The organism is Niveispirillum lacus, from assembly GCF_002251795.1.
GTDB classification, from domain to species: domain Bacteria; phylum Pseudomonadota; class Alphaproteobacteria; order Azospirillales; family Azospirillaceae; genus Niveispirillum; species Niveispirillum lacus.
Genome location: NZ_NOXU01000025.1, coordinates 103145 through 125592 on the forward strand (window position 1 = coordinate 103145; position 22448 = coordinate 125592).

The following is a 22448-nucleotide window of genomic DNA, read 5'->3' on the forward strand; positions in this document are numbered from 1 at the left end:
CACTTGAAAACTGTAATGTACGTTACATTATCCTGACCATCCATACAGTGGTTCTTTCGGGGGGTGTCAGATGGTGGCGGTTCGGGGCGCCGGCAGTGCGCGGTGGGCAGGCACGGCATTGGCCGTGCTTTTTCCCTTTGTTCTGGCCGGGTGCGGCGTCAAGGAGGAGGAGCCGGTGCCGGCCCGGCCCGTGCGCGTCGCGGCGGTCAGTTTCACCGATGCCCATGCCGAACGGTCCTTCACCGGCATCGTGGTCCCCCGGACAGAGGTGCAGGCCGGGTTCCGGGTGGGTGGCCGCATCGCCACCCGTCTGGTGGAGGTTGGAGACCGGGTGAAACCGGGGCAGGTTCTGGCCCGGCTGGATTCGACGGACCTGGAACTGGCGCTGAAGGGGGCGGAAGCTCGGTTGGCCCAGGCTGAGGCCCAAGCGACACAGACCGCCGCCAATCTGAAACGCTATACCCCTCTGCTGGCTAGCGGTACGGTTTCGCAGGCACAGTTCGATCAGGTAAAGGCCGCGTCCGATGCCGCCGCCGCGCAGAAGCGGGAGGCTGAATCCAGCTTGGCCATCGCCCGCAACCAGCGATCTTATAGCGCACTGACCCTAGAACAGGGCGGGGTGATCACCGCCGTCCTGGCCGATGCCGGCCAGACGGTGAGCGAAGGGCAGACGGTACTGCGTATCGCCACCGATCAGGGCCGCGAAGTGGCCATTGACGTCGCAGAGGGCGATGTGGCGCGGCTGACGGTGGGCGGAGCCGCCACCATTGCCCTGTGGGCCGATGGTGATATCGCCCTGACCGGTACGCTCCGCGAAATCACCCCCGTGGCCGACCCGGCCAGCCGCACCTTCCGCCTGCGCGTCACCCTGCCCGCCGATGCGCCGGACACGGTGCGCTTGGGACTTACGGCCCGGGTCAGTTTCCCTGACGCCAACAGCCCAGCCTTAGCCCTGCTGCCTTCGGCTGCGCTGTTCCAACAGGGTGACAAGCCCGCTGTCTGGGTTCTGGCCCCGTCCAAGGACCGGGTGCAGTTGCGTCCGGTGGAAGTGGCGGCCTACCGCCCAGATGGGGTGGCAGTGAAGGCTGGGCTGAAGGAGGGTGAATTGGTGGTGACCGCTGGTGCCCACCGGTTGGATGCCAATCTGCGCGTGCGCGTCTGGGATGGGGGCCTGCCGTGAGCGGATTGAACCTTTCCGCCTGGGCCATAAGGCATCAGGCGCTTGTCCTGTTCATGATCGTGATGTCGCTGGCCATCGGCGTCTATTCCTTTGTAACGCTGGGGCGCGCCGAAGATCCGCAATTCGCCATCCGCACCATGGTGGTGACGGCACAATGGCCGGGTGCAACGGCGCGCGAGATGCAAGAACAGGTCACCGACCGGATTGAACAGACCCTCCAGCAGGTACCCAATTTCCATTTCACCCGGTCCTATGCGCGGCCGGGCGAAACGGTCATCTTCATCAACCTGCATGATTATACCCGTTCCGACACGTTGCCCGACATCTGGTATCAGGTGCGTAAGCGGGTGGGCGACATGGCCCACACCCTGCCCACAGGCGTCATCGGTCCGCAATTCAATGACGAATTTGGTGATACGTTTGGCATCATCTATGCCTTCTCCGGCGACGGGTTCAGCCAGACGGAGATGCGGCAGGTTCTACTCGCGGCGCGCCAGCGCCTGCTGATGTTGCCGTCCATCGGCAAGGTCGACCTTCTGGGTGTGCAGGACGAAAAGATCTATGTGGAGTTCGATACAGGCCGTCTCGCGTCACTGGGTGTGACGGTACAACAGATCGGACAGGCGCTGGCCGCGCAGAACGCCGTCAGCCCCACTGGCACCATCGATACTGGTGCCGACCTGATCCGGGTGCGCGTGACTGGCGCCCTGAAGACTGAGGAGCAGGTAGCGGCGGTACCGATCCAGGTCGGTGGTCGACTGCTGCGGCTGGGGGATATCGCCAGTGTCCGCCGGGCAGCGCAGGACCCGGCCGAAACCCTGATGCGTCATAATGGCGAGCCGGTGACAGGCTTGGCCATCGCTATGGCGGCCGGTGGCGACATCCTGAAGCTGGGCGATGCGGTCAAGGCCGAGATGAAGACCATTCAGGCCACGCTGCCGCATGGGATCGAAATCTCGTTGGTCGCCGATCAGCCGACAGTGGTGCGTGAAAGCATCAATGAGTTCGCTGCCGCCCTGGCCGAGGCGCTGGTCATCGTCCTGATCGTCACGTTCCTGTCGCTCGGCCTGCGTACCGGTGTCGTGGTGGCCCTGTCGGTACCACTGGTTCTGGCCGTTACCTTTGGGGTGATGAAGGCGGCAGGCATCGACCTGCATAAGATTTCCATCGGTGCCCTGATCATCGCTCTGGGCCTGCTGGTCGATGATGCCATCATCGCCGTGGAAATGATGATGGTGAAGCTGGAACAGGGCTGGGACCGGGCCAAGGCCGCAGCCTTCGCCTGGACCTCCACTGCTTTTCCCATGCTGTCGGGCACACTGGTGACGGCTGCGGGTTTTGTGCCTGTGGGCTTTGCCCATTCCGCAGCGGGTGAATATACCGGCGCCATCTTCTGGGTGGTGGCCACCGCTCTGCTGGTCTCCTGGCTGGTGGCAGTTATCTTTACGCCCTATCTGGGCTACAAGATGCTGCCGCAGAATCTCGAAGGCACCCATAGCGACGACCATAACGCCGCTTATGACAAACCGCTCTATCGCCGTCTGCGCGCCAGTTTGGTCTGGACCGTCAACCACCGCTACATTGTGATTGCAGCGACGGTTGGGGCGTTCGTGCTGTCCATTGCCGGATTTGGGTTTGTGCAGCAGCAATTCTTCCCCAATTCGGCGCGCCTGGAACTGGTGGTGGATCTGGAACTGCCTGAAGGCACCTCTATCGGTGTCACCCAGGCCCGTGTGAAAGAACTGGAAGCTGTTTTTGCGAAGGATGAAAGCATTGACAGTTTCAGTGCCTTTGTCGGGAATGGTGCACCACGCTTTTATCTTCCCCTGAACCAGGAATTGAAACGGCCAAATTTTGCGCAGTTCATTGTGGTGACCACATCACTGGAACGGACTGTGGAATTGGCTCGGACCCTGCCGCGTGATCTGGAAACCCGCTTTCCCGACGTGCGTACCCGTGTGGCCAGGCTGGAAAATGGACCACCCGTCGGCTATCCGGTGCAGTTTCGGGTCATGGGACGCGACCCGGAATTGTTGCGCACCATTGGCGGGGAACTGCGCGATCTGATTAGGGAGAACCCGCACACAACCGACGTCAACCTGGACTGGACGGAGAAGGTGAAATCCGTGCGGCTGGTCGTTGACCAGGATCGGGCCCGCGCACTGGGGGTCACCAGCCAGGATCTGGCCCTGGCGCTGCAGACGGTGATGACCGGCTACACCGCCACCCAGTACCGTGAAGGGATCGAGTTGATTGATGTGGTGCTGCGGGCAGGGCAGGATGAACGGGTGGCTGCTGACCGGTTGGCGGAACTGCGCCTGAGGGGACCGAACGGCCCAGTGCCGTTGTCGCAGGTGGCACGGCTGGAATTCGGGTTGGAGGAGGGTATCCTCTGGACCCGGTCGCGCGACCTGGCCCTGACAGTCCGGGCCGATCTGCGCGGGAATGTGCAGGCCCCAACGGTGGTAGCAGAGATCGAAGCTGTTCTGGGCCCGCTGCGTGATAAACTGCCCACCGGCTACCGGATCGAAGTCGGCGGGGCTGTAGAGGAAAGTGCCAAGGGCCAAGCGTCGATTATGGCAGTGATGCCGGCGATGGTTGTCATCATGCTGACCGTGCTGATGGTGCAACTGCAGAGCTTTCAGCGGGTGATATTGGTCTTCCTGACCGCACCGCTGGGTCTCATCGGTGTCACCATGGCCCTGCTGTTATTCAACCAGCCCTTTGGTTTTGTGGCACAGTTAGGGGTGATTGCACTGGCCGGCATGATCATGCGCAACTCCGTAATCCTGGTCGACCAGATCGAGCAGGATATTGCCGCCGGCCATGGCCGTTTCGACGCGGTGGTCGATGCCACCGTGCGGCGGGCCCGACCCATCGCCCTGACAGCGGCGGCGGCAGTGTTGGCCATGATCCCGCTGTCACGCTCAAGCTTCTGGGGGCCGATGGCGATTTCGATCATGGGCGGGCTGATTGTGGCCACAGCTTTGACCCTCTATTCCCTGCCCGCCATGTACGCGGCCTGGTTCCGGGTACGCAAGGATGAGACCGGGCCGACGGCCCCTGGCGGCTGGAACGCAGCGGATTAAAAAAGGCGGGGGAACCATCCCCCGCCTGTCTGCCCCCATCTGCCTTTGGATGGGGGAACGGTTACCTGAACACGCTCACGCGTCGCGGCCCATCTGTTCTTGAAGATAGTTCTGCAGACCGACCGACTTGATCAGCCCCAACTGCGTTTCCAACCAATCGATATGTTCCTCCGTATCCTCCAGAATGCGGCGGAAAATTTCTTTGGACTGGTAGTCACGCACACCTTCGCAATATTGCATGGCGTCCAGCAATTCGGTGCGGTTTCGGGTTTCGATGGACAGGTCACCCTCAAAACATTCCGGCACATTCTCGCCGATCTTCAGCTTGTGCAGATCTTGAAGGTTGGGCAGGCCTTCCAGGAACAACACCCGCTCGATCAGCAGGTCGGCATGCTTCATCTCACCGATGCTTTCCTCGTACACCTTCTTGCCAAGGCGCAAGAAACCCCAGTTCTTCAGGATCCGGGCGTGCAGGAAATACTGGTTGATCGCCGTCAACTCGTTGACCAGGATGGTGTTGAGATGGCGGATGACAGTGGTGTCGCCTTGCATGGGAACCTTCGCGGTGGATCAGGAGGAAGCAGCAGGGAACCATCGTTCCACTTGTGTCATACTGGCATGATCTGCACGCGCTGTCTCCTGATAACGTATTGCAATTGAAGGGAAAAGCGATTGATAACCAATCGCGAGCACCCACCTGAAAGGAATAGAATGGTCCCGCCCGAACGTTACCTGGAAGATTTCACCCCCGGCATGGAGTTGGAGTTTGGCGACCGGCTGGTGACTGCCGAGGAGGTGGTGGCTTTTGCGCGTGAGTATGATCCCCAGCCTTTTCATCTTGATGAGGAGGCGGGCAAGGCTACTCATTTCGGCGGGCTGGTGGCCAGCGGATGGCAGACGGCGGGCTTTATGATGCGCATGCTGGTGGATCACATGCTGTCGCCCAAAACCTCGCTCGGCTCGCCGGGGCTGGATGAACTTCGCTGGCTGAAACCTGTGCGGCCCGGTGACCGGTTGCGTGTGCGTGTGCGCATTCAGGAAGTGAAGCGTTCGCGCTCACGTCCTGAAATGGGGACCATTCGGCAAACGACGGAAGTGCTCAACCAGAAGGATGAAGTCGTCATGTCGACGATTTCCATCGGAATGGTCCGTGCACGGTCTAATCCGGAAATTTCCGCTGGTTAACTTGTTAAAGACACGCCATTTGGCGCTTTAAACATGCGCATGAAGGCCGGGTTATTCCGAATGGACTAGCCCGACCTTTTGCGACCCTTCCCAAAAGGTTGGGAAATCGCGTATGATGTCCCCCTGTCGGTGCAATGGGAGCCATCATGGCGCGCGAAGTGATTGATTTTTCTCCGGGGGAATGGGTGGAGGAACTGACCCCGCCCAAGCGGCGGTTTCAGATTATGGCCGTACATGCAAAACCGGGGATCAGGGCGCCGAATGTTGAACTGGCCATTGATGGCAATCCAGTCCACCGCCTCAGTCTGTCGATTTTTGCCCTTGCCGATTTGCAGCGTTTCCGTCGCGTCCGCTGACCCTTACGGTCTTCACACGACAAGGTAGGCCGCTGCACCAGCCAGAATGGCCAAAAGGCTGGGCCCGCCCACATAAAGGCCCAGCCGAATACCCCCGACCGAACCGGCCATCACGGCCTTGGCGGTGGTATTCACCCCCACTGCCAGAAGGATGGATCCGGCAGCCAGTTGTGCAAGGTCGGGTTGCTGCTGGCCCATGCGAGCCATGGCGATGGTGATGGCGTCAACATCGGCGATGCCCGATACGGCAGCGCCAAGCAACAGGCCAGCATCTCCCACAAACCGTCGCAGCAACTCAGCGCCGACCAGAACGACCGCGATGAACAGCGCGAGCTTTAAGGCGGTCGCCAGTTCCAGCGGGTTGGACAGGGACAAAGACGGGCTGTCCGTTTGCGCTGATACTGCCTTCCCATCCCGGAGCAGCATCAAGCCCGCAGCAAGGACCAGCACCAGCAGGGCGGCGACCGCCGGCACAGCCAGAGGCACCACCATCGCCCGATTGAGCAGACCTGTGACCAACACCACCCGCAATCCCATCACCGCGCCGGCAATCAGTACACCGGCGGCCAGTAGGGGCACGGCGCCGGGCTGCCGCTGCGCCAAGCGGGAAAGGGTCAGCGTGGTGGCGGTGGAGGAGGCAAGCCCCCCGGCCATGGCAGCAACCATCAGGCCCCGCTTCTGCCCAAGCAGCCTGACGGCGACATAGCCACCAAAAGAAATGGCGGCGATCATGATGGCCAGGAACCAGATTTCTGCCGGGTTCAGCACACCCCAGGGATCGATGGTGTGGTTGGGCAGCACCGGTAAAGCCAGAAAACTCATGGTCGCCAGGATCAGCACCGCGCGGATTTCCACCCACTGCAACCGACGCAGCCAGTCATGCAGAGGGTCACGCAGTGCCAGCAGCAAGGTGGCCGCCACCGCCACGGCCACGGCCACCCGCAACTCCCCCAGCGTGGCATAGGCCCCCAGCAGAAAAACCAGCAGCCCGGATATGACGCCGGTCACGGAATGACGCCCCTCCTCCCGCGATTCCAGCCAGTGGAAGGCCGTGAAGGCGCCGGTGAAAGCGAGGAACGCCACGCCCAGGAACAGCAAATTGTCCAAGGAATGGGTCAACAGGCCGGCGGTGCCACCCAGCAACCCTGTAATGGCAAAAGTACGCAGACCTGCTGCCCGCTGTCCCTCCGGGGCATCCCGCAGCCGCCAACCACGTTCCAACCCCACCAGCAGCCCGATGGCCAGCGCCACCGCCAGCCGTGTCAGAAGGTCGATTTCGTCCACTTTTCCCACACCTGCCAGCCGCCTCTTGGCATCAGCATGCCTATCAGCCCGGCAACCAGCAAGCGATCCGCATAAAAAACATATCTCGATATATCTGATATGCATCGTATGCTATCGACTTTCTTTCCGGGTACGCCGATATTCGATATATCGAGTTACACTCTGATGAGGAGATACGATATGCGTGGCTTCTTTGGCCGGGGCAAGGGCTTCGGCGACGAGGATGATGAGGATTTCCGTGGCTTTGGCGGCCCTGCCCGGCATGGCCATCCTGGACGGGGCGGCCGCCATGGGCGTGGGTTCGGCCATGGCGGCCTTCGGCTGGTGTTGCTAAAGCTTCTGGAGGATAGACCCCGCCATGGCTATGAGCTGATCAAGGAGATCGAGGATCGCTCACAGGGTCGCTACATCCCGTCGCCCGGTGTGGTTTACCCGGCATTGAGCTGGCTGGAGGATGGCGGGCTGATCATCATTGCTGCCGCAGACGATGGCCGCAAACTGGCGCGCATTACACCGGCGGGCCAACAATTCCTGACCCAGCAGGCGACGGAAGTGACCCGGCTTCTCGCCATCATGGATGGCGCCGGACCGGAACCTGATCGCGGGGGATTGCACGAATATGCCGCCTTATTCCGGGCCATGCATAATCTGAAAGCATCGCTGCGCACCCGTGGCCTGCGTCCTTTGTCAAAAACAGAGACTGAAACCATCGTCGATTGGATCGATGAACTGGCCCGCAAGATCGAGAGGCTCTGAGCATGCCCGACACTCTGCCGCCGATGCGCCAGCCACAGCGTTTACGGCACGACACCCGCCGCCGTAACCTGAAAGTGGTCAGCACCCGTGACCTGTCACCCTTTATGCGCCGCATCACCCTGGTCGGCGACATGTCGGGGTTCCAGTCTTCGGGTTTTGACGATCATGTGAAGCTGTTCTTCCCCGATCCGGCAACAGGGCTGATCGCCCTGCCCGGCGGTGATGTCAAACCGATTGCCCGCGATTATACACCCCGCGCGTTTGATCTGGTCGCCGGCACCCTGACCTTGGATTTTGCCTTGCACGGGGTGGCCAAGGACGACCCAGAGAACGGCGCCGGCCCGGCAACCACCTGGGCTCTGCATGCCGTACCGGGCGATACGTTGGTTCTGGGCGGGCCGCGCGGGTCCACTGTCTGGCCCAAGGATTACGCGCTGCATCTGCTGATCGGTGATGAAACCGCCCTGCCCGCCATCGGCCGCCGGCTGGAGGAACTGCCCGCCGGGGTGCGCGTGATCGTGTTGGTGGCAGTGGACAACCCGACAGCAACGCTCGACTTGCCCACCCAGGCCGATGCCACCATCCATTGGTTGTTCCGCGATCCCGCACATGGTGGTCACACGCTGACCGACGCGGTGGCACGGCTGAGTTTCCGGCAGACCGATGTCTTCGCCTGGGTCGCAGCGGAAGCCGAAGAGGTGCGGGTGATCCGCGATCTGCTGATCACCCGCCATGGTGTCAACCCGGAGCAGATGAAGGCCGCCGGCTATTGGCAGAAAGGTGGGGCTGGGGCCTGATCAGCCCCGCTTGCCCCGCAGCAACCGCCAGCTCATCCGGCCGACATAGAGCGCAATACAACCATAGACCACAATCTTGGAAACCGGATCGACCCAGGCTTCCACCTTGTCATAATGGTTTTCCAGCACATAACCCGCCGCGGTCAGAACCGTGGTCCAAACCAGCGAACCCAGCGTTGTCAGGGTCAGGAAAAGCGGCATACCCATCCGCGCCATGCCGGCCGGAACAGAAATCAGTGTGCGGATGGCCGGGATCAGACGGCCCAGGAATACGGCCTTCCGCCCATGCCGGCTGAACCAGGTAAACGCCATGTCGACATCGGGTGGGTCCATCGTCATGATGAAGCCGAATCGTTCCGACAGGGCCATGACGCGATCATAGCCAAAAAAGCGGCCCAGATAATACCAGGGCAAACCACCCAGCACCGACCCCAGGGTACCGACCAGCACCACCAGGATTGGGTCCATCTTGCCCTGCGCCGCCAGGAACCCGCCCAAAGGCATGATCAGTTCTGACGGAATGGGCGGAAAGATATTCTCCAGAAACATCAGGAACAGCAGGCCCCAATAGCCGAACTGCTCCACCAGGTTCAAAAGATTGTCGAACATGCTTCACGTATCCGGTCAACGCCCGCCTGCGCCGGAAGGGCGGGGAAGGCTGTAGCGCATCATGCGTGTCGCCGCCATGACAAAGGTGGAAATGCCATCCCTAACCTTTTGACACATGTTTGGACATACTGTGCCCGATGACCTAACCCGGATGGTCTATTCCTTAGGGAGAAATTTCCGCTATCATAGGGGCGTGGATAAGGCTATCCACCCGTTACTGCGTTCACTGGCGCCGCTCCTCCGGGGCATGGGCGGCCGGGTATTGTGGTAACCGGTTTCGGCGCCGTTCCCGTTGGAAACGGCGGCGCGTCGTGCAGGAGAGTGGCGATGGTATTGTCCAGGCGTGTGGCAGAGCCCCCCAAAGCCGGGGAATGGTTAGAAGAATTGAAGATGCCGCGGCGCCGGTTGCTGGTGCATGCGGTGCATCAGCACGCGGCCCGCCCGACGCATGTGGAATTTCTGGTAGAAGGCCGCAATAGCGACCGTTTGTCGCTGGCGCTGGAGGTGGTGCTTGATGCCACGCGTTTCCGTCGCCTGGGCCACAGTCAGCACGCTGCCTGATCCGGGATACCGACCGACAAGAACGCCGCCGGCCCCATATCAGGGCCCAGGCGGCGTTTTGATTCAGGCTGGCGACAAGCCGAACCAGTTGGCTGCGGCGCGGGCGGCCTGGGTAAAGCTGGGCTGCACCGGTCCCGTGGCCGGGTCAACCAGCATCAGATTGACCGGCAAGCCGAATTCTTCCACTTCCATCTGGTCGGCATCACGCCAGACCCGGCCATCATGGGCCAGATACTGCCGCGACTGTGTCCGTTGCAGCAAAGGGCGGATATCGCCCGACCACGGAAAGACCGGCTTACCGAGCGCCGCCGCAAAACCCATTTCATAAGCGGTGCCATCATCGACCGACGGCCCGCGAAACGGCATACAGTTGGCAATCACCCCATCGGCGCCATGGATCAGGTTGAGATTGGCCAGACGGATGCGGGCGGCAAACGCCGCTCCCCCCTCGTCTTCGGCAGGGGAGAGGGCATTGTCCATTGGGAAAACGCCCTCCAGCCCCATTTCTTCACAGATGGCTTTCATTGACGCCGCTGCCGCCAACGGATCAGGCAGGAACACATCAGGGCCCGCCAGATATAGACGGGGCGGCTTCACCATCATGACGCACCTCCGGCAATCTTGACCGGATCGACCCGGTACCGGGCAAACCCATCCGGGGCCGGCCCCTCATAGGTCAGTGCCGGTTGTTCGGCCAGCAGTTCCTGCGCCAGGGGCGAACTGTCGAAATAAAGGCGCACATCAGCCGGCAAGGGGGCGAAACGGAAGCTGCGGTCGGTCGACGGCTCCACCACACCCTTACTGCGGATATAATCAATGATGGCGGATTGAACCGTGTCGGGCGACTGATAGACCAGCGTACTTCCGTCCAGGCCGGGCACAGACCCACCGCCACTGGCGCGATAGTTATTGGTCACCACAAGGAAAAACTTCTGGTCATCGATGGGCTTGCCCTCGAACATCAGGTCCTTGATGCGGCGCGCCTTGTCATTGACCAACTTACCCTCGCGGTCAAACCGTTCGGGTTGGGTCAGATCGATGCTGTAGGTCACACCATCGATAATGTCGAATGAATAGGCCGGCACGCGGGTATTCACCAACGGCTGCGGTTCCTTCTTGGTGGGATCGATGACCGACAGGGCACGTGTCGACATTTCCAGCCAGTCGCGCACCTGTGCGCCCGTCAGCTTCACAACTGCCAGTTGGTTAGGATACAGGTACAGATCGGCCACATTACGGATGGCGACACTGCCGGACGGAATATCGGTATAGAAGGCGACACCAGGACGGCCGCCGGATTTAAACGGCGCCGCCGCCGACAGAATAGGCAAACCGGCATGTTCGGTACCGGCCAGAGCGCGCGCGACATAGGCGCGCTGGGCCTCCGCAACCAGTTCCACACCGGCGCTGTCCCCCAGATAGGAGAAATAAGAATGGATGCGGGCTGTCACCGTTCCCACAGGGCGGCGGACATAGTCCAAGGTACCCTGATGACTGGGGGCCAGCACCGCACCAACCTCGGCATCGGGTTCCGCCACCACCATGCGCCCATCCTGACGTTCCTGGATGGGTTTGGCCACAGCCGTACCATCCACGACCTGCCAACCCGCACCCTTCTTCTCCAGTTTCAGGTTGATCATGCCCAGATGGCTGCCATAGGACCCGGCCATGACCAACGGTTTGCCATTGACAGTACCCTTGACCAGATCGGCCTTGGGCAGGCCTTCATAGTCCTTGCCGGGGAAAACGCGATGGCTGTGGCCGGTGATAACGGCGTCCACGCCCGCCACTTCGGTCAAGGCGTTGGAGATGTTTTCTTCGCCCCCTTCGCGGGGGAAGAACGACAGACCGGAATGGGACAGAACGATAATGACATCGGCCCCTTCCTTCTTCATACGCGGGACATAGGCGTTGGCCATATCGATGATGTCACGGGTGGTGACGCGGCCTTCCAACTTGTCCTTGTCCCAGATCATGATCTGCGGGGTCAGCAGACCCAGAATGCCGACCTTTACCTTGTGCTTGGCGCCCTTATCATCGACCAGGGAGCGTTCCTGAATGACATAAGCGGGGTAAAGGGTGGGATCGTTGGCCGGGTCCTTGTCGCCGTCAACCTTGAAGACATTGCCGGCCAGAACGGGGAACTTGGCACCGCCATAAATATTGTGCAGGACATCAAGGCCGAAATTGAACTCGTGATTGCCCAGGACAGCCGCGTCATAACCCAACAGGTTCATGGTGGCCATGGCCGGATGCGCCGGTTTGTCCTTACCCACGCCGCGCTCACGGACGACCCAGTCACCCATCGGCGTGCCCTGGATAAGGTCACCATTATCGAGCAGCAGCGTGTTCGGGTTGGCTGCCCGGGCGGCCCGGATCAGGGGCGTAACCCGGACGAGGCCGACGCCAGCATCCGGCTTGTCAGCATAATAATCATAGTCCTCCAAATACATATGCAGGTCGGTCGTAGCCAGTACCTGCAAATCGATTCTTTCCTGTGCTGATGCTGGACTGCACAGCGCGAGGAACAGGGCGCCGGCTATCAGGGCGCCAGAACGGGAAAGACGAATCACGGGGCACGCTCCATCGGGCTCTGTTGCCGCCAGGCAGCAGGTGCAGCGCAACAATTCTGGTTAAGAAATGCAGGATACGCGGGTCTCGTGTCCTGGAACCAGCATGTTGCGCCGCAAAACTGTGGCGGTAATGATACGCTTGCTGAGATATAGCCGCTCAGGCCCCTGCAGGCATAGCTGCAGACGTGCCTGTCATGGAACTGTAATTTATTCGTTACCTAAGCGTCACGGGCATCTGGTGTTGTCCGCGCGATCCGGTCCGGCTTATTGGGGGCTCTTCGTATGACCATCGAAAAGAAGAAGGCGGCGACCATTCTCCGCCGTCAGCTATCCGCTTTGAATATCGGTACGGGCGCACTGGCGCTTGCCATTGCGTCTTCCTGGGCCATCCCGGCCGTGGCGCAGCAAACGACTTCGTCCATGACGGGCCAGATTGTCACCGCTGCTGGTGCCCCTGCCGCCGGGGCGGAAGTCACCATTGTCCATACGCCGTCCGGTACACGTTCGGTCACCAGCGTCAATGATCAGGGCCGTTTCCAGGCCGGTGGTTTGCGTGTTGGCGGCCCCTACACTGTGACCATCACAGCGCCCGGCTCTGAGCCGCAGGTACTGGAAGGTATCTTCATCTCGCTCGGCGAGCCGTTCGCCCTGGATCTGGCGCTGGGCAGCCAGATGGAAGAGATCGTGGTGTCCGGTCAGCGCATCGCCGCCAAGACGGTGGGTATCGGCACCAATTTCGGCGAGAGCCAAGTCAATAACGCCCCGTCGATCAGCCGCGATCTGAAGGACATCGTCCGCAACGATCCGAAGGTGTTCATCGACACCGGCAATTCCAACGCTATCCAAATCGCCGGCGCCAATAACCGCTTCAACAGCCTGACCATCGACGGCGTGAAGCAGAACGACGATTTCGGCCTGAACAATGGCGGCTACCCCACTCAGCGGTCGCCGCTGTCGCTGGAGACGGTGGAGGGCCTATCGGTCCTGACCGCGCCCTATGACGTGGAATATTCGGGCTTCCAGGGCGGCACCATCAACGTGGTAACCAAGTCGGGCGGCAATGATCCGCACGGCTCCTTCTATTATTTCTACGGCGACGAAAGCCTGTCGGGTGACCGCAGCGGCAGCCGCCGCAACCTGATCAGCCCGTACAAGGAAACCACCTGGGGCGGCTCGCTGTCCGGTGCGCTGGTGGAAGACAAGCTGTTCTTCTACACCAACTATGAAAAGTACAAGAACCAGGCCCCGGTGGTGTTCGGGACCCAGGATAGCGGCCTCGGCAACCCGATCCAGGGCGTGACCACCGCCCAGGTCAATCAGGTCCGGGAGATCGCGCAGCGCGTCTATGGTTATGACACGCTGGGTCTGGCCGATGGCAGCCTGCCGGAAGCAGATGAGAAGATCCTCGCCAAGATCGACTGGAACATCACCGACGATCATCGTGCCTCGTTCGCCTATCAGCGCAACAAGGGCAACAACATCATCGACGCTTCGTCCAGCACCAGCGCCAACCCGCGCACGCTGTCCTTGCAGTCGAACTTCTATGATCGCACCCAGATCATGGACAGCTACTCGCTCCAGTTGTTCTCCGACTGGACGTCAGACTTCTCGACCGAAGTGAAGCTGGCACGCAAGGAAGTCGAAAGCCTGCGTCTGCCGCTGAACGGTCTGGGCTTCGGCGAAATGCGCGTCACGACGCCGGGTGGCGGTCAGGTCGTGTTCGGTCCCGATATCTCGTCGCACAGCAACTACCTGACGACGACGACCGACAGCGCCAAGATCAAGGGCACCTACCTGCTGGGCGATCACAAGATCACCGGCGGGTATGAGTACGACAAGTACGACTACTTCAACCTGTTCCTGCAGCGCAGCCTGGGCTACTGGGAATTCAGCTCCATCGCGAATTTCGAAGCCCGCAATGCCTCGCGCTTCCGTTATGCCAATGCGCCGTCGGGCAATGCCGACGACGCGGCGGCCGATTGGCAGTACACGCAGCATTCGTTCTACCTGCAGGACACGTGGGATGTGACCCCGGATTTCCAGATCCAGGGCGGCGTGCGTTACGAGCTGTATGAGAACGCCAAGGAGCCGAAGGCCAACGCCAACTTCCTGTCCCGTTACGGCATCTCCAACACGGAGACCATCGACGGCAAGGATATCTGGCTGCCGCGTCTGGGCATCACTTACAGGCCGTTCGAAGACACGACGGTCCGCGGTGGCGCTGGTCTGTTCACGGGCGTGGGGCCTGTGGTCTGGCTGTCCAACAACTACTCAAATGACGGCGTGACCCAGCGTTCTATCGACGTCTCCCGTCCGGCCACCGGCACGCCGTCGGCCGCCGACGCGCTGCTGCTAAACGGTGTCACCGGTCAGGTGCCGGCCGCCGCAGTGGCCCGTCTGGCCAGCATCGGCGAAGGCTTTGTCAATGCGCTCGACCCGAACTACGAGCTGCCGTCGAGCTGGAAGTACTCCATCGCCATCGACCAATCGGTTGACATCCCCTATCTGGGTGACGACTGGCTGTTTACGGCGGAGGCGATCTACACCGAGGTGAAGAACGCCAACTTCTACCGGGACCTGCGTCTGGTGCAGACCGGTACAGCTCCCGATGGCCGCCCGATCTATGGCCAGCGCCCGCAAACCACCGTCAACGCGACCGGTGCCACCGTCACCCGCGCTGCCGGTTCGGACCTGCTGCTGACCAACACTAAGAAGGGTGATGGTCTGGTTCTGTCGCTGTATGTCTCCAAGAACTGGGAGACCGATTACGGCACCTTCGATCTGGCCGGCGGCTACGCCTACCAGAACGTGAAGGATGCCAGCCAGGGCACCAGCTCCGTTGCCGGCTCGAACTACGAACAGTTCGTGACGACGAACCCGAATGCCGATTTGCTGGACACGTCGAGCTATGAGCTGAAGCATCGCTTCAACGCCAGCACGACCTACAGCGTCGAGTATTTCGATGGCTACAAGACCTCGCTCAGCCTTTACGGTGAAGCGCGGTCCGGCAAGCCCTACAGCTATGTGTTCGGCTGCTCTAACACCCAGAATCCGTTCGGCGATCCGGCCTGCCGCAGCACCCGGTCGCGTCAGGCTCTGTATGTGCCGACGGGCGCTAGCGATCCGCTGATCGACTGGGCTGCCTCGTCGATCACCCCGGCGCAGATGGACAGCTATATCGAGCGGAACGGCCTGTCCAAGTATCGTGGCCAGGTCATGCCGCGCGGTGCGCTCGAAAGTAGCTGGATCTACTCGCTGGACGCAAAGCTGGCACAGGAAATCCCGGCACCGATCGAGGGCCACAAGGCCATCCTGACGATGGACATCACCAACCTGACGAACCTGCTGAACAGCAGCTGGGGCCGCAATCAGGAAATCCCGTTCTTCAACGCGGTGAATGCCATCAACGCCAATATCGTGAACAACAAGTACGTGTTTACAAACACGCTGCGTGAACCGTCGGAGACCGTGCGTAACCGCGCCTCGGTCTGGAAGATCCAGCTGGGTGTGAAGTACGAGTTCTGATCCTTCGCAAGCAGGATCAATGACTTGGGGAAAGGGCGGTCTTCGGACCGCCCTTTTTCGTTATGGCTGATCTGCGTTAGCAACAATCTTTCTATTTCGTCTGGGGAGTATCGGATCGACAGGCATTTTGATAAAATTGCGCCCATGATCGCTATGTCAGACACACCGGCCGAACGCCGCATTCATCCGCGCACACCGACGGAGCCCATCTATCTGATGGTTGCCGGCCGTCCTGCACGTTTGCTCGACTGGTCGTTCGGGGGCATGCGGGTGCGTCCGGAAGATCAGGGTGGCGGATTTGTCGTCGGGCAGCGTGTGGATGTCACCGTGCTGCGCCCCGATGGGCATAGCTGGACCCGCCTGCCCGTCACCATCCGCCATGTCGATCATGACGATGGCGGCGCTCTGGGCGTGATGCTGGTTGACCGGCTGTCAGCCTTCCCGCTGCTGCTGGAACTGTTCAATCATTCCCTGGCGCGCGCCTGACACGTGGCCAACCCGAAGGCACACGCTTTTTCTTGGGCGCCTGTTACGCTGCCCTGCCCCGGCGTTTTTCCGCCACCATATGACTTAGCAATGCTCGCAGGGCACCTGGGCGGACCGGCTTGTAAAGGATGCGGCAACCAGCCTGGGCCACACTATCCTTCACCGCATCGGTGCGGTCGGCGGTGATGACGGCGGCGGGAAGATCGGGACCATAAGTGGCACGGATCAGTGCCAGTGCCTCCAGACCGCTCATCCCATGATCGAGATGATAGTCGGTCAGCACCACATCAGGTACCCTACCGGCAATCGCGGCCACCGCGTCGGCCCCTGTCGCCCCCCACACAACTTCACATGACCAGCCGGACAGCAGGGCAATGGTGGCCTGGGCAATGGCCGGTTCATTTTCCACACATAAGACCAACGTGCCTTCCAAGCCCGTGACACTGGCGCCAGCGACTGGCCTTTGCGTATCGGCGGCGCGGGCGGCCAGCGGCACCTCCACCGCAAAACAGGACCCTTTTCCCACTACGGACCGCAGCGACACTTTATGATCCAGGATGGCCGCGAACCGTTCAACAATGGACAGGCCCAAGCCTAAGCCTTTGTCCCGGTCATTCTGGCTGTTACCCAGTTGCCGGAACTCCTTGAAAATCTCCTGGCGCTTTTCTTCCGGGATGCCGGGCCCGGTGTCCCAGACCTCAATGCGCAAAGCCCCCGTCACATGGCGGCAGCCAACAAGAATTCGGCCGCGCGGGGTATAGCGCAGAGCATTGGCCAACAGATTTTGGACAATGCGGCGCAGAAGGACAGCATCTGTATCGACCGTTGCCTTGCAGGGCACAAAGCGAAGTGCCAGCCCATGGCGCTGGGCCACAACGGCCAGCTCATCGGTCAGCGGCCGCAACACATCATCAATGATCACGGCGGTACGGTTGGGCTTAACCACACCAGTATCCAGCTTGGTGATGTCGAGCAGATCCCCAAGCAACTGTTCCACTGAACGCAGGGCCGCGTCGGCCTGGGTCACCAGCACATCCGGCCCCCTGTCCAGGGCGGCGGAGATGAACAGACGCGCGGCATGCAGCGGCTGGAGCAAATCATGACTGACCGCTGCCAACAGCCGGGTCTTGGATTGGTTGGCACGGTCGGCCTCTGACTTGGCAATGGCCAGATCGATAGTGCGTTCGGCAATGCCACGTTCCAGCCCTTCATTGGCAGCACGCAACGCCTCCGCCGCACGGTGCCGTTCGGTCACATCGGTATAGACAGCGACAAAACCGCCATCAGGCAGCGGGTTAGAGATGATTTCCAACACCGATCCGTCGGGGCGGGTGCGGTGAAAACTGTCAGGCAGGTCACGGCGCTTTGGGTCCAGACGGCGGGCAAACAGGGTTTCCGTCTCCCCCTCATCCCCGAATTCGCCCTGGCTTTGCAGATAAGCAACCAGTTCCCCCATGGGTGTTCCCACCTTGATCAACCCGTCCGGCACCTCCAGCATCTCCAGAAAGCGGCGGTTCCACAGGCGCAACCGGAAATCCTTGTCCACCGCGCAGATGCCCTTGCCAACATTTTCCAGGGTGGAGCGCATCAGGACATGCTGGTCCAGGATGACCCTCGACGCCTCGTCGATAATGGAGCGGGCGTCAGACCGCGACAGACGCCGGTCGGACAGCAAGCTCGCCACCACGACACGGGCTGAGGCAGAGCCGATGGCGCCGGCCAACAGCCATTCGGTGGCTTGCACCGCCTCCTCATCAATCCGGTCCTTCAGCCCGGCCTCAAAATCCTCATCCCCGCCATGGGCAACACGTTGGGCGACCAGATCGCGGAACACCGGTTCCGATCGCGTTCGGCCCACATAGCGCGCCGCTAACTCATAAAGGTCACCCAGGGTAGCACCCCGCGCCGGACGCACCCCGTCCTGCGCGTCATGGCGCATCGAAACAAAGCGCCGGGCCTGCTGCTTCTCCAGGTCGGACTGACCGGTGATGCCAGAGACAAGCGCGATCATGAACAGGTTGAGGCCCAGACTGGTCAAGGCGCCGTGGGCCAGCGTGTCCAGATCATGGATGCCGCCAAGACCGGTGGGGGTCAGCCAGTCCACGCCGAACAGACCTTGATCCATCAGATGGCCTGGCACCAGGCCAGCCACGGCGAAGGACGGGATCAGCACCGTATAGACCCAGGCGACAAATCCCGTGACCAAACCACAGATCGCCCCAGCCTTGGTCACGCGCCGAAAGAACAGGCCCATCAGCAATGCCGGCGCGAACTGAGCGACACCGGCAAAACTGACCGTTCCAATCGTGGCCAGCGGGAAGGTCGTGCCAATCATCAGATAATAAAGGTAGGCCATGCCCAGCAGGGCCACCACCGCCACCCGCCGTACTGTCAGCAGCATGGATTTGGGATCGTTCTGCCAGCGGCGCATGGCCGACGGAATGGCCATCAGGATCGGCACGATCAGATCGTTGCAGACCATGGTGGACAGGGCGACAGCACCGACAATGATCATGCTTGTCGCCGCCGAGAGGCCGCCCAGAAAGGCCAGTATCGCCATCCAATCATGGCCCAGCCTCTGTGGGATGGTGACCAGAAATGTGTCGGCATTGACGCTGCCATCAGGGAACATCATCAACCCGGCCAGCGCCACAGGCAGCACGAAGATATTGATGGCCACCAAATAAAGCGGAAACAACCAACTGGCGGTGCGGATGTCACCAACATGGGTGTTCTCCACCACCGTCACATGAAACTGACGTGGCAGGCAAAGAATGGCCAGGGCCGCCAGCAAGGTAATGGACCACCAGCTTGCCCCGAAATGCGGCGTCAACAGGTGCGCCAGTTTCGGATCACCGGCAGCCCGTTCAAAGATACCGGACGGCCCGCCCGCAACCGCAAACACAATGCCCGCCCCCACGACCAGGGCAGCCCCCAGCTTCACCAGACTTTCAGTGGATATCGCCATCATCAGGCCGCGATGATGCTCATTGGCATGGATATTCCGAACCCCGAACAGGATCGCGAACAGGGCCATGGCACAGGTGATGAGGAACGTGGTCTCGCCTGGGATATCCATCACCCGGTTGGCAAACGGATCACCAGCCAGCGCTTCCAGGCTGATGGTGATGGCTTTCAATTGCAGCGCGAAATAGGGCAACACCACCGTGACGGCCATGACGGTGATCAAGGCCGCCAGCACCCTGCTTTTGCCATAACGCGCGGAAATGAAATCAGAGATGGAGACGGTGTTTTCGGCTTTTGCCACCCGAACCATTTTGGCCAGGATGGGCCAGCCCAGGCTGAACAGCAGGATCGGCCCTACATAGATAGACAGAAAATCCCAACCACTGGCTGCTGCCCGTCCGATGGCTCCATAAAAGGTCCAGGAGGTGCAATAGACCGCCAGCGACATGGCATAAAGCAGCGGGGCCCGGCGCTCCTGCACCTCCGGCTGCTTGGTCGCATAACGGTCACCCCACCAGGCGATGGCAAACAAGGCCGCCAGATAGCCCAGCGCCAACCCCAGAATCGGCCAGCTCGACATGCATGCCCCCCCTTGGGCGCTCTTTGTTGGGCTTATCTTACGCCGATCGCGGGCGCGCCGTCATTGCGGGCGTTGGTCGGGGGCTACAGCCATCCTTGGCTGCGGGCAATGCGTGCGGCATCAATCCGATTGGTCGCCCCCAACTTCAGCACAGCTTCCGACAGATAGTTGCGAACCGTGCCAGGGGACAGATCCAGCAACAGGGCGATCTCCTTGTTGGTACGCCCCTCCTCCGCCAGCCGGATGATGGTGCGCTCCCGATCGGTCAGTGGGTCGTCGCCCGCGTCCCACATACTGGCCGCCAGCTCCGGCGCAATGGCCTTGCCGCCCGCAGCCACCTGCCGTAACGCCTGTGTCAGCATTTCCGGCGGCGCATCTTTCAAAAGGTAACCGCGCACCCCGGCCGCCATGGCCCGTTTCAGATAACCCGCTCGGCCAAAGGTAGTGACAATGACCACGCGGGTCTTCAACCGTTCGGCCTGGATAATGTCTGCGACTTCCAACCCTGTCATGCCCGGCATTTCGATGTCCGACAGCAACAGGTCGGGAGAGAGCCGACGCACGGCATCCAGCGCAGCGGCGCCATCGCGCGTCTGGGCCACCACCTCGATATCGCCATCCAACGCGATCAGCGCCGACAGGGCTGCCAGGACAAGGGACTGATCTTCTGCCACCACAACGCGGATCATGGGGCACCTGTATCGGGCATGGTCACCACCACCTCGGTTCCGGCGGAACCGGAATTGATCAACAGCGTCCCGCCTGCCGCTGCGACCCGCGCACGCAGACCTTGCAGCCCCGATCCTTCAATCATGGAACCCCCGTTCCCGTCATCCGTCACTGACAGTTGGACCCGCCCTGGCTGCGTGGCAATCAGAATGCGACAGGAAGCAGCCCCCGAATGGCGGACGACATTGGTCACCGCCTCTCGCATGACCATGGCCAGGACAGCGCCGGCGCCCTGCCCCAGCGTGTCCGGCCGTCCTTCGACTTGGAATTCAATGCCCGCGGCGCTACAGGCCAATCGGGCAGCATCCAGTTCCCGCGGAAGGCTGGCCACCATGCCGGTAACGGCGGCCCGAACTTCTACCAACGCCTCCCGCGCGGCTTGCGCGACGTCACGCATCTCTTGTTCCGCTTTTACCGGATCGCGGCCGGCCAGCCGGGCCGCCAGTTCTGCCTTGATCGATACCAGGGTGAGTGTACGGCCCAGGAGGTCATGCAGATCGCGACCGATCCGCTCCCGTTCCGCCAACGCTGCCAGTTGGCGCGCGGCATCCTGACTGACAAGCAACAATCGGTTTCGCTCCCGGATCGCGGCATTGGCCATGCCGGCGCCGGACGCCAGTGCCATCAGACCCAAACCGGGCACCCATGTCACCCACGCCCCACCCCGCCACAGGCCGACGACCAATGTCGTCAGCATAAAGGCGGCGATCACCGCCACAGCCTGTCGTGCTGGCCGCGTATCCGCCACCATGGCGGCGGCATAGATGGCGAGGACGGTCCATACCGCCCCGGTCCAAGTCAGAACAAAGGACAAGAGCAGCACAAACAGGGCCGCCACCCTTTTCGGCCCATCCTTCCACCGGTATCCCATCAGATACAGCGGCAGGAACAGGGCCAGCACCACCAGGATCAGGGGCAGCCTTGGCTCGTCCGGCACACGCCAGAGCCAGGGCCAGAACAGCAGGGGCAGATAGGCCAGCCACGGATATGGCCCGGTCCAGAATTGTTTCGGTGCAGCCACCCCGTCCAAGACCACCCCCCCAGCCCCATGATCGGCCACGATAGAGGGAGGGGTACGCTGCTGAAAAGTGACATCTGTCACCTTGGTCGGGTGACATGCGCCACTGCCCATCCCCACAGGGGAGCCCTAGGGTCAACACAAGTGGAACTGACGGAGGCGACAATGGACCGCGCAATGAACCCTATGATGGACAGCATGGTGCTACGGGCGCTGGTGGCCGCAGATCGGCGGGCAAGCTATCTGCGGCTCAGCGGTGGGTTTCCTGTGCCTCTGGCCGGTATGATCTATTGGCTGATTCTGGCCGGTGCCGGGCAGTTATTGGACTTCAAGGGCTGGTTGATGGTGGCTGTCTGGGGCAGCGGCCTGATCTTCCCGCTGGCCTTGCTACTGGCCAAGCTGTTCAACTGCCATTTCATTGGCGACCGCACGGCAGTGACAAATGTGTTGCTGCCTGCCTTCATTTCCATGCTGCTGTTCTGGCCGGTGCTGGCGGCCTCGCTGAGCATCAGCCCGGAACTGGCCCCACTGATCCTGGCCATTGGCATGTCAGGCCATTGGCCGATTATTGGCTGGACCTATGACCGTGTGGGCCTTTATGCGGGTCATGCTCTTATCCGGGCGCTGATAACCACCCTGATCTGGTTCTGGCTTCCGGACGCCCGTCTGACATTGCTGCCATTGTCGGTGGCGATCCTCTATGGCCTGACCGTGCTGGCTATCCTGATGGATGTGCGGCGGCTGAGGGACTAA

Annotated in this window: 18 protein-coding genes; 10 read left to right on the forward strand and 8 right to left on the reverse strand. The window is 61.3% G+C overall.

What is annotated here, in order from left to right:
- Window positions 1–70: 70 nt before the first annotated feature.
- Window positions 71–1180, forward strand: a complete 1110-nt coding sequence (locus CHU95_RS07545) for an efflux RND transporter periplasmic adaptor subunit (protein ID WP_094455323.1) — start codon at window positions 71–73, stop codon at window positions 1178–1180.
- The gene (locus tag CHU95_RS07550) at window positions 1177–4269 is read left to right on the forward strand and encodes an efflux RND transporter permease subunit (RefSeq protein WP_094455325.1); all 3093 of its coding nucleotides are present in this window, start codon (window positions 1177–1179) and stop codon (window positions 4267–4269) included. The genes CHU95_RS07545 and CHU95_RS07550 overlap by 4 nt, the downstream gene beginning before the upstream one ends.
- A 75-nt stretch (window positions 4270–4344) precedes the next feature.
- Here the strand turns inward: CHU95_RS07550 and bfr are convergent, their stop codons facing one another.
- Window positions 4345–4821: a bacterioferritin gene (gene bfr, locus CHU95_RS07555; protein ID WP_094455327.1), complete on the reverse strand. Its 477-nt coding sequence runs from the start codon at window positions 4819–4821 to the stop codon at window positions 4345–4347.
- A 159-nt stretch (window positions 4822–4980) separates the two neighbouring features.
- Between bfr and CHU95_RS07560 the strand changes: the two genes are divergently transcribed.
- Entirely contained in the window at window positions 4981–5454 is a 474-nt protein-coding gene (locus tag CHU95_RS07560) for a MaoC family dehydratase (RefSeq protein WP_094455329.1), read from the forward strand.
- Between the two features lie 146 nt (window positions 5455–5600).
- The gene (locus CHU95_RS07565) at window positions 5601–5810 is read left to right on the forward strand and encodes a hypothetical protein (protein ID WP_133065471.1); all 210 of its coding nucleotides are present in this window, start codon (window positions 5601–5603) and stop codon (window positions 5808–5810) included.
- Between the two features lie 12 nt (window positions 5811–5822).
- On the opposite strand, the gene CHU95_RS07570 is transcribed toward CHU95_RS07565, so the two are convergent.
- Entirely contained in the window at window positions 5823–7094 is a 1272-nt protein-coding gene (locus CHU95_RS07570) for an MgtC/SapB family protein (protein ID WP_094455333.1), read from the reverse strand.
- A 180-nt stretch (window positions 7095–7274) separates the two neighbouring features.
- Here CHU95_RS07570 and CHU95_RS07575 point away from each other — a divergent pair, with 180 nt between their 5' ends.
- Window positions 7275–7850, forward strand: coding sequence for a PadR family transcriptional regulator (locus tag CHU95_RS07575; protein WP_094455335.1), 576 nt, complete (start codon window positions 7275–7277; stop codon window positions 7848–7850).
- Window positions 7851–7852: 2 nt separating this feature from the next.
- Window positions 7853–8647: a siderophore-interacting protein gene (locus CHU95_RS07580; RefSeq protein ID WP_094455337.1), complete on the forward strand. Its 795-nt coding sequence runs from the start codon at window positions 7853–7855 to the stop codon at window positions 8645–8647.
- Here CHU95_RS07580 and CHU95_RS07585 read toward each other — a convergent pair whose 3' ends face one another.
- Window positions 8648–9256, reverse strand: a complete 609-nt coding sequence (locus CHU95_RS07585; protein ID WP_094455339.1) for a DedA family protein — start codon at window positions 9254–9256, stop codon at window positions 8648–8650. It lies immediately after the preceding gene.
- 327 nt (window positions 9257–9583) lie between these two features.
- On the opposite strand from CHU95_RS07585, the gene CHU95_RS07590 reads away from it, so the two are divergent.
- Window positions 9584–9817, forward strand: coding sequence for a hypothetical protein (locus tag CHU95_RS07590; protein WP_094455341.1), 234 nt, complete (start codon window positions 9584–9586; stop codon window positions 9815–9817).
- Between the two features lie 63 nt (window positions 9818–9880).
- Here CHU95_RS07590 and CHU95_RS07595 read toward each other — a convergent pair whose 3' ends face one another.
- Complete coding sequence (locus CHU95_RS07595; RefSeq protein ID WP_094455343.1) at window positions 9881–10420, reverse strand: nucleoside 2-deoxyribosyltransferase; 540 nt, start codon at window positions 10418–10420, stop codon at window positions 9881–9883.
- Complete coding sequence (locus CHU95_RS07600; protein ID WP_094455345.1) at window positions 10417–12390, reverse strand: bifunctional 2',3'-cyclic-nucleotide 2'-phosphodiesterase/3'-nucleotidase; 1974 nt, start codon at window positions 12388–12390, stop codon at window positions 10417–10419. Before CHU95_RS07600 ends, CHU95_RS07595 begins: the two co-directional genes overlap by 4 nt.
- Window positions 12391–12672: 282 nt before the next feature.
- Between CHU95_RS07600 and CHU95_RS07605 the strand changes: the two genes are divergently transcribed.
- Window positions 12673–15915: a TonB-dependent receptor gene (locus CHU95_RS07605; RefSeq protein ID WP_094455347.1), complete on the forward strand. Its 3243-nt coding sequence runs from the start codon at window positions 12673–12675 to the stop codon at window positions 15913–15915.
- Between the two features lie 153 nt (window positions 15916–16068).
- Window positions 16069–16401: a PilZ domain-containing protein gene (locus CHU95_RS07610; RefSeq protein WP_207762415.1), complete on the forward strand. Its 333-nt coding sequence runs from the start codon at window positions 16069–16071 to the stop codon at window positions 16399–16401.
- Between the two features lie 43 nt (window positions 16402–16444).
- Here the strand turns inward: CHU95_RS07610 and CHU95_RS07615 are convergent, their stop codons facing one another.
- The 3 genes from CHU95_RS07615 to CHU95_RS07625 form a co-directional block, all read right to left on the reverse strand.
- On the reverse strand, window positions 16445–19948 hold the full coding sequence (locus tag CHU95_RS07615; protein WP_094455351.1) for a hybrid sensor histidine kinase/response regulator: 3504 nt from the start codon (window positions 19946–19948) through the stop codon (window positions 16445–16447).
- Window positions 19949–20031: 83 nt separating this feature from the next.
- Entirely contained in the window at window positions 20032–20637 is a 606-nt protein-coding gene (locus CHU95_RS07620; protein ID WP_094455353.1) for a response regulator transcription factor, read from the reverse strand.
- Window positions 20634–21809, reverse strand: coding sequence for a sensor histidine kinase (locus CHU95_RS07625; protein ID WP_094455355.1), 1176 nt, complete (start codon window positions 21807–21809; stop codon window positions 20634–20636). Before CHU95_RS07625 ends, CHU95_RS07620 begins: the two co-directional genes overlap by 4 nt.
- 63 nt (window positions 21810–21872) lie before the next feature.
- Here CHU95_RS07625 and CHU95_RS07630 point away from each other — a divergent pair, with 63 nt between their 5' ends.
- A complete protein-coding gene (locus CHU95_RS07630) occupies window positions 21873–22448 on the forward strand; it encodes a DUF7010 family protein (RefSeq protein WP_165772078.1) in 576 nt (191 codons plus the stop codon).

Excerpts from the sequence above, each read along its gene's own strand:
- CHU95_RS07545 (WP_094455323.1), top strand. The coding sequence starts at position 71 with ATGGTGGCGGTTCGGGGCGCCGGCAGTGCGCGGTGGGCAGGCACGGCA.
- bfr (WP_094455327.1), bottom strand. The coding sequence starts at position 4,821 with ATGCAAGGCGACACCACTGTCATCCGCCATCTCAACACCATCCTGGTC.
- CHU95_RS07560 (WP_094455329.1), top strand. The coding sequence starts at position 4,981 with ATGGTCCCGCCCGAACGTTACCTGGAAGATTTCACCCCCGGCATGGAG.
- CHU95_RS07565 (WP_133065471.1), top strand. The coding sequence starts at position 5,601 with ATGGCGCGCGAAGTGATTGATTTTTCTCCGGGGGAATGGGTGGAGGAA.
- CHU95_RS07575 (WP_094455335.1), top strand. The coding sequence starts at position 7,275 with ATGCGTGGCTTCTTTGGCCGGGGCAAGGGCTTCGGCGACGAGGATGAT.
- CHU95_RS07580 (WP_094455337.1), top strand. The coding sequence starts at position 7,853 with ATGCCCGACACTCTGCCGCCGATGCGCCAGCCACAGCGTTTACGGCAC.
- CHU95_RS07585 (WP_094455339.1), bottom strand. The coding sequence starts at position 9,256 with ATGTTCGACAATCTTTTGAACCTGGTGGAGCAGTTCGGCTATTGGGGC.
- CHU95_RS07590 (WP_094455341.1), top strand. The coding sequence starts at position 9,584 with ATGGTATTGTCCAGGCGTGTGGCAGAGCCCCCCAAAGCCGGGGAATGG.
- CHU95_RS07595 (WP_094455343.1), bottom strand. The coding sequence starts at position 10,420 with ATGATGGTGAAGCCGCCCCGTCTATATCTGGCGGGCCCTGATGTGTTC.
- CHU95_RS07605 (WP_094455347.1), top strand. The coding sequence starts at position 12,673 with ATGACCATCGAAAAGAAGAAGGCGGCGACCATTCTCCGCCGTCAGCTA.
- CHU95_RS07610 (WP_207762415.1), top strand. The coding sequence starts at position 16,069 with ATGTCAGACACACCGGCCGAACGCCGCATTCATCCGCGCACACCGACG.
- CHU95_RS07615 (WP_094455351.1), bottom strand. The coding sequence starts at position 19,948 with ATGTCGAGCTGGCCGATTCTGGGGTTGGCGCTGGGCTATCTGGCGGCC.
- CHU95_RS07620 (WP_094455353.1), bottom strand. The coding sequence starts at position 20,637 with ATGATCCGCGTTGTGGTGGCAGAAGATCAGTCCCTTGTCCTGGCAGCC.
- CHU95_RS07625 (WP_094455355.1), bottom strand. The coding sequence starts at position 21,809 with ATGGGCAGTGGCGCATGTCACCCGACCAAGGTGACAGATGTCACTTTT.
- CHU95_RS07630 (WP_165772078.1), top strand. The coding sequence starts at position 21,873 with ATGAACCCTATGATGGACAGCATGGTGCTACGGGCGCTGGTGGCCGCA.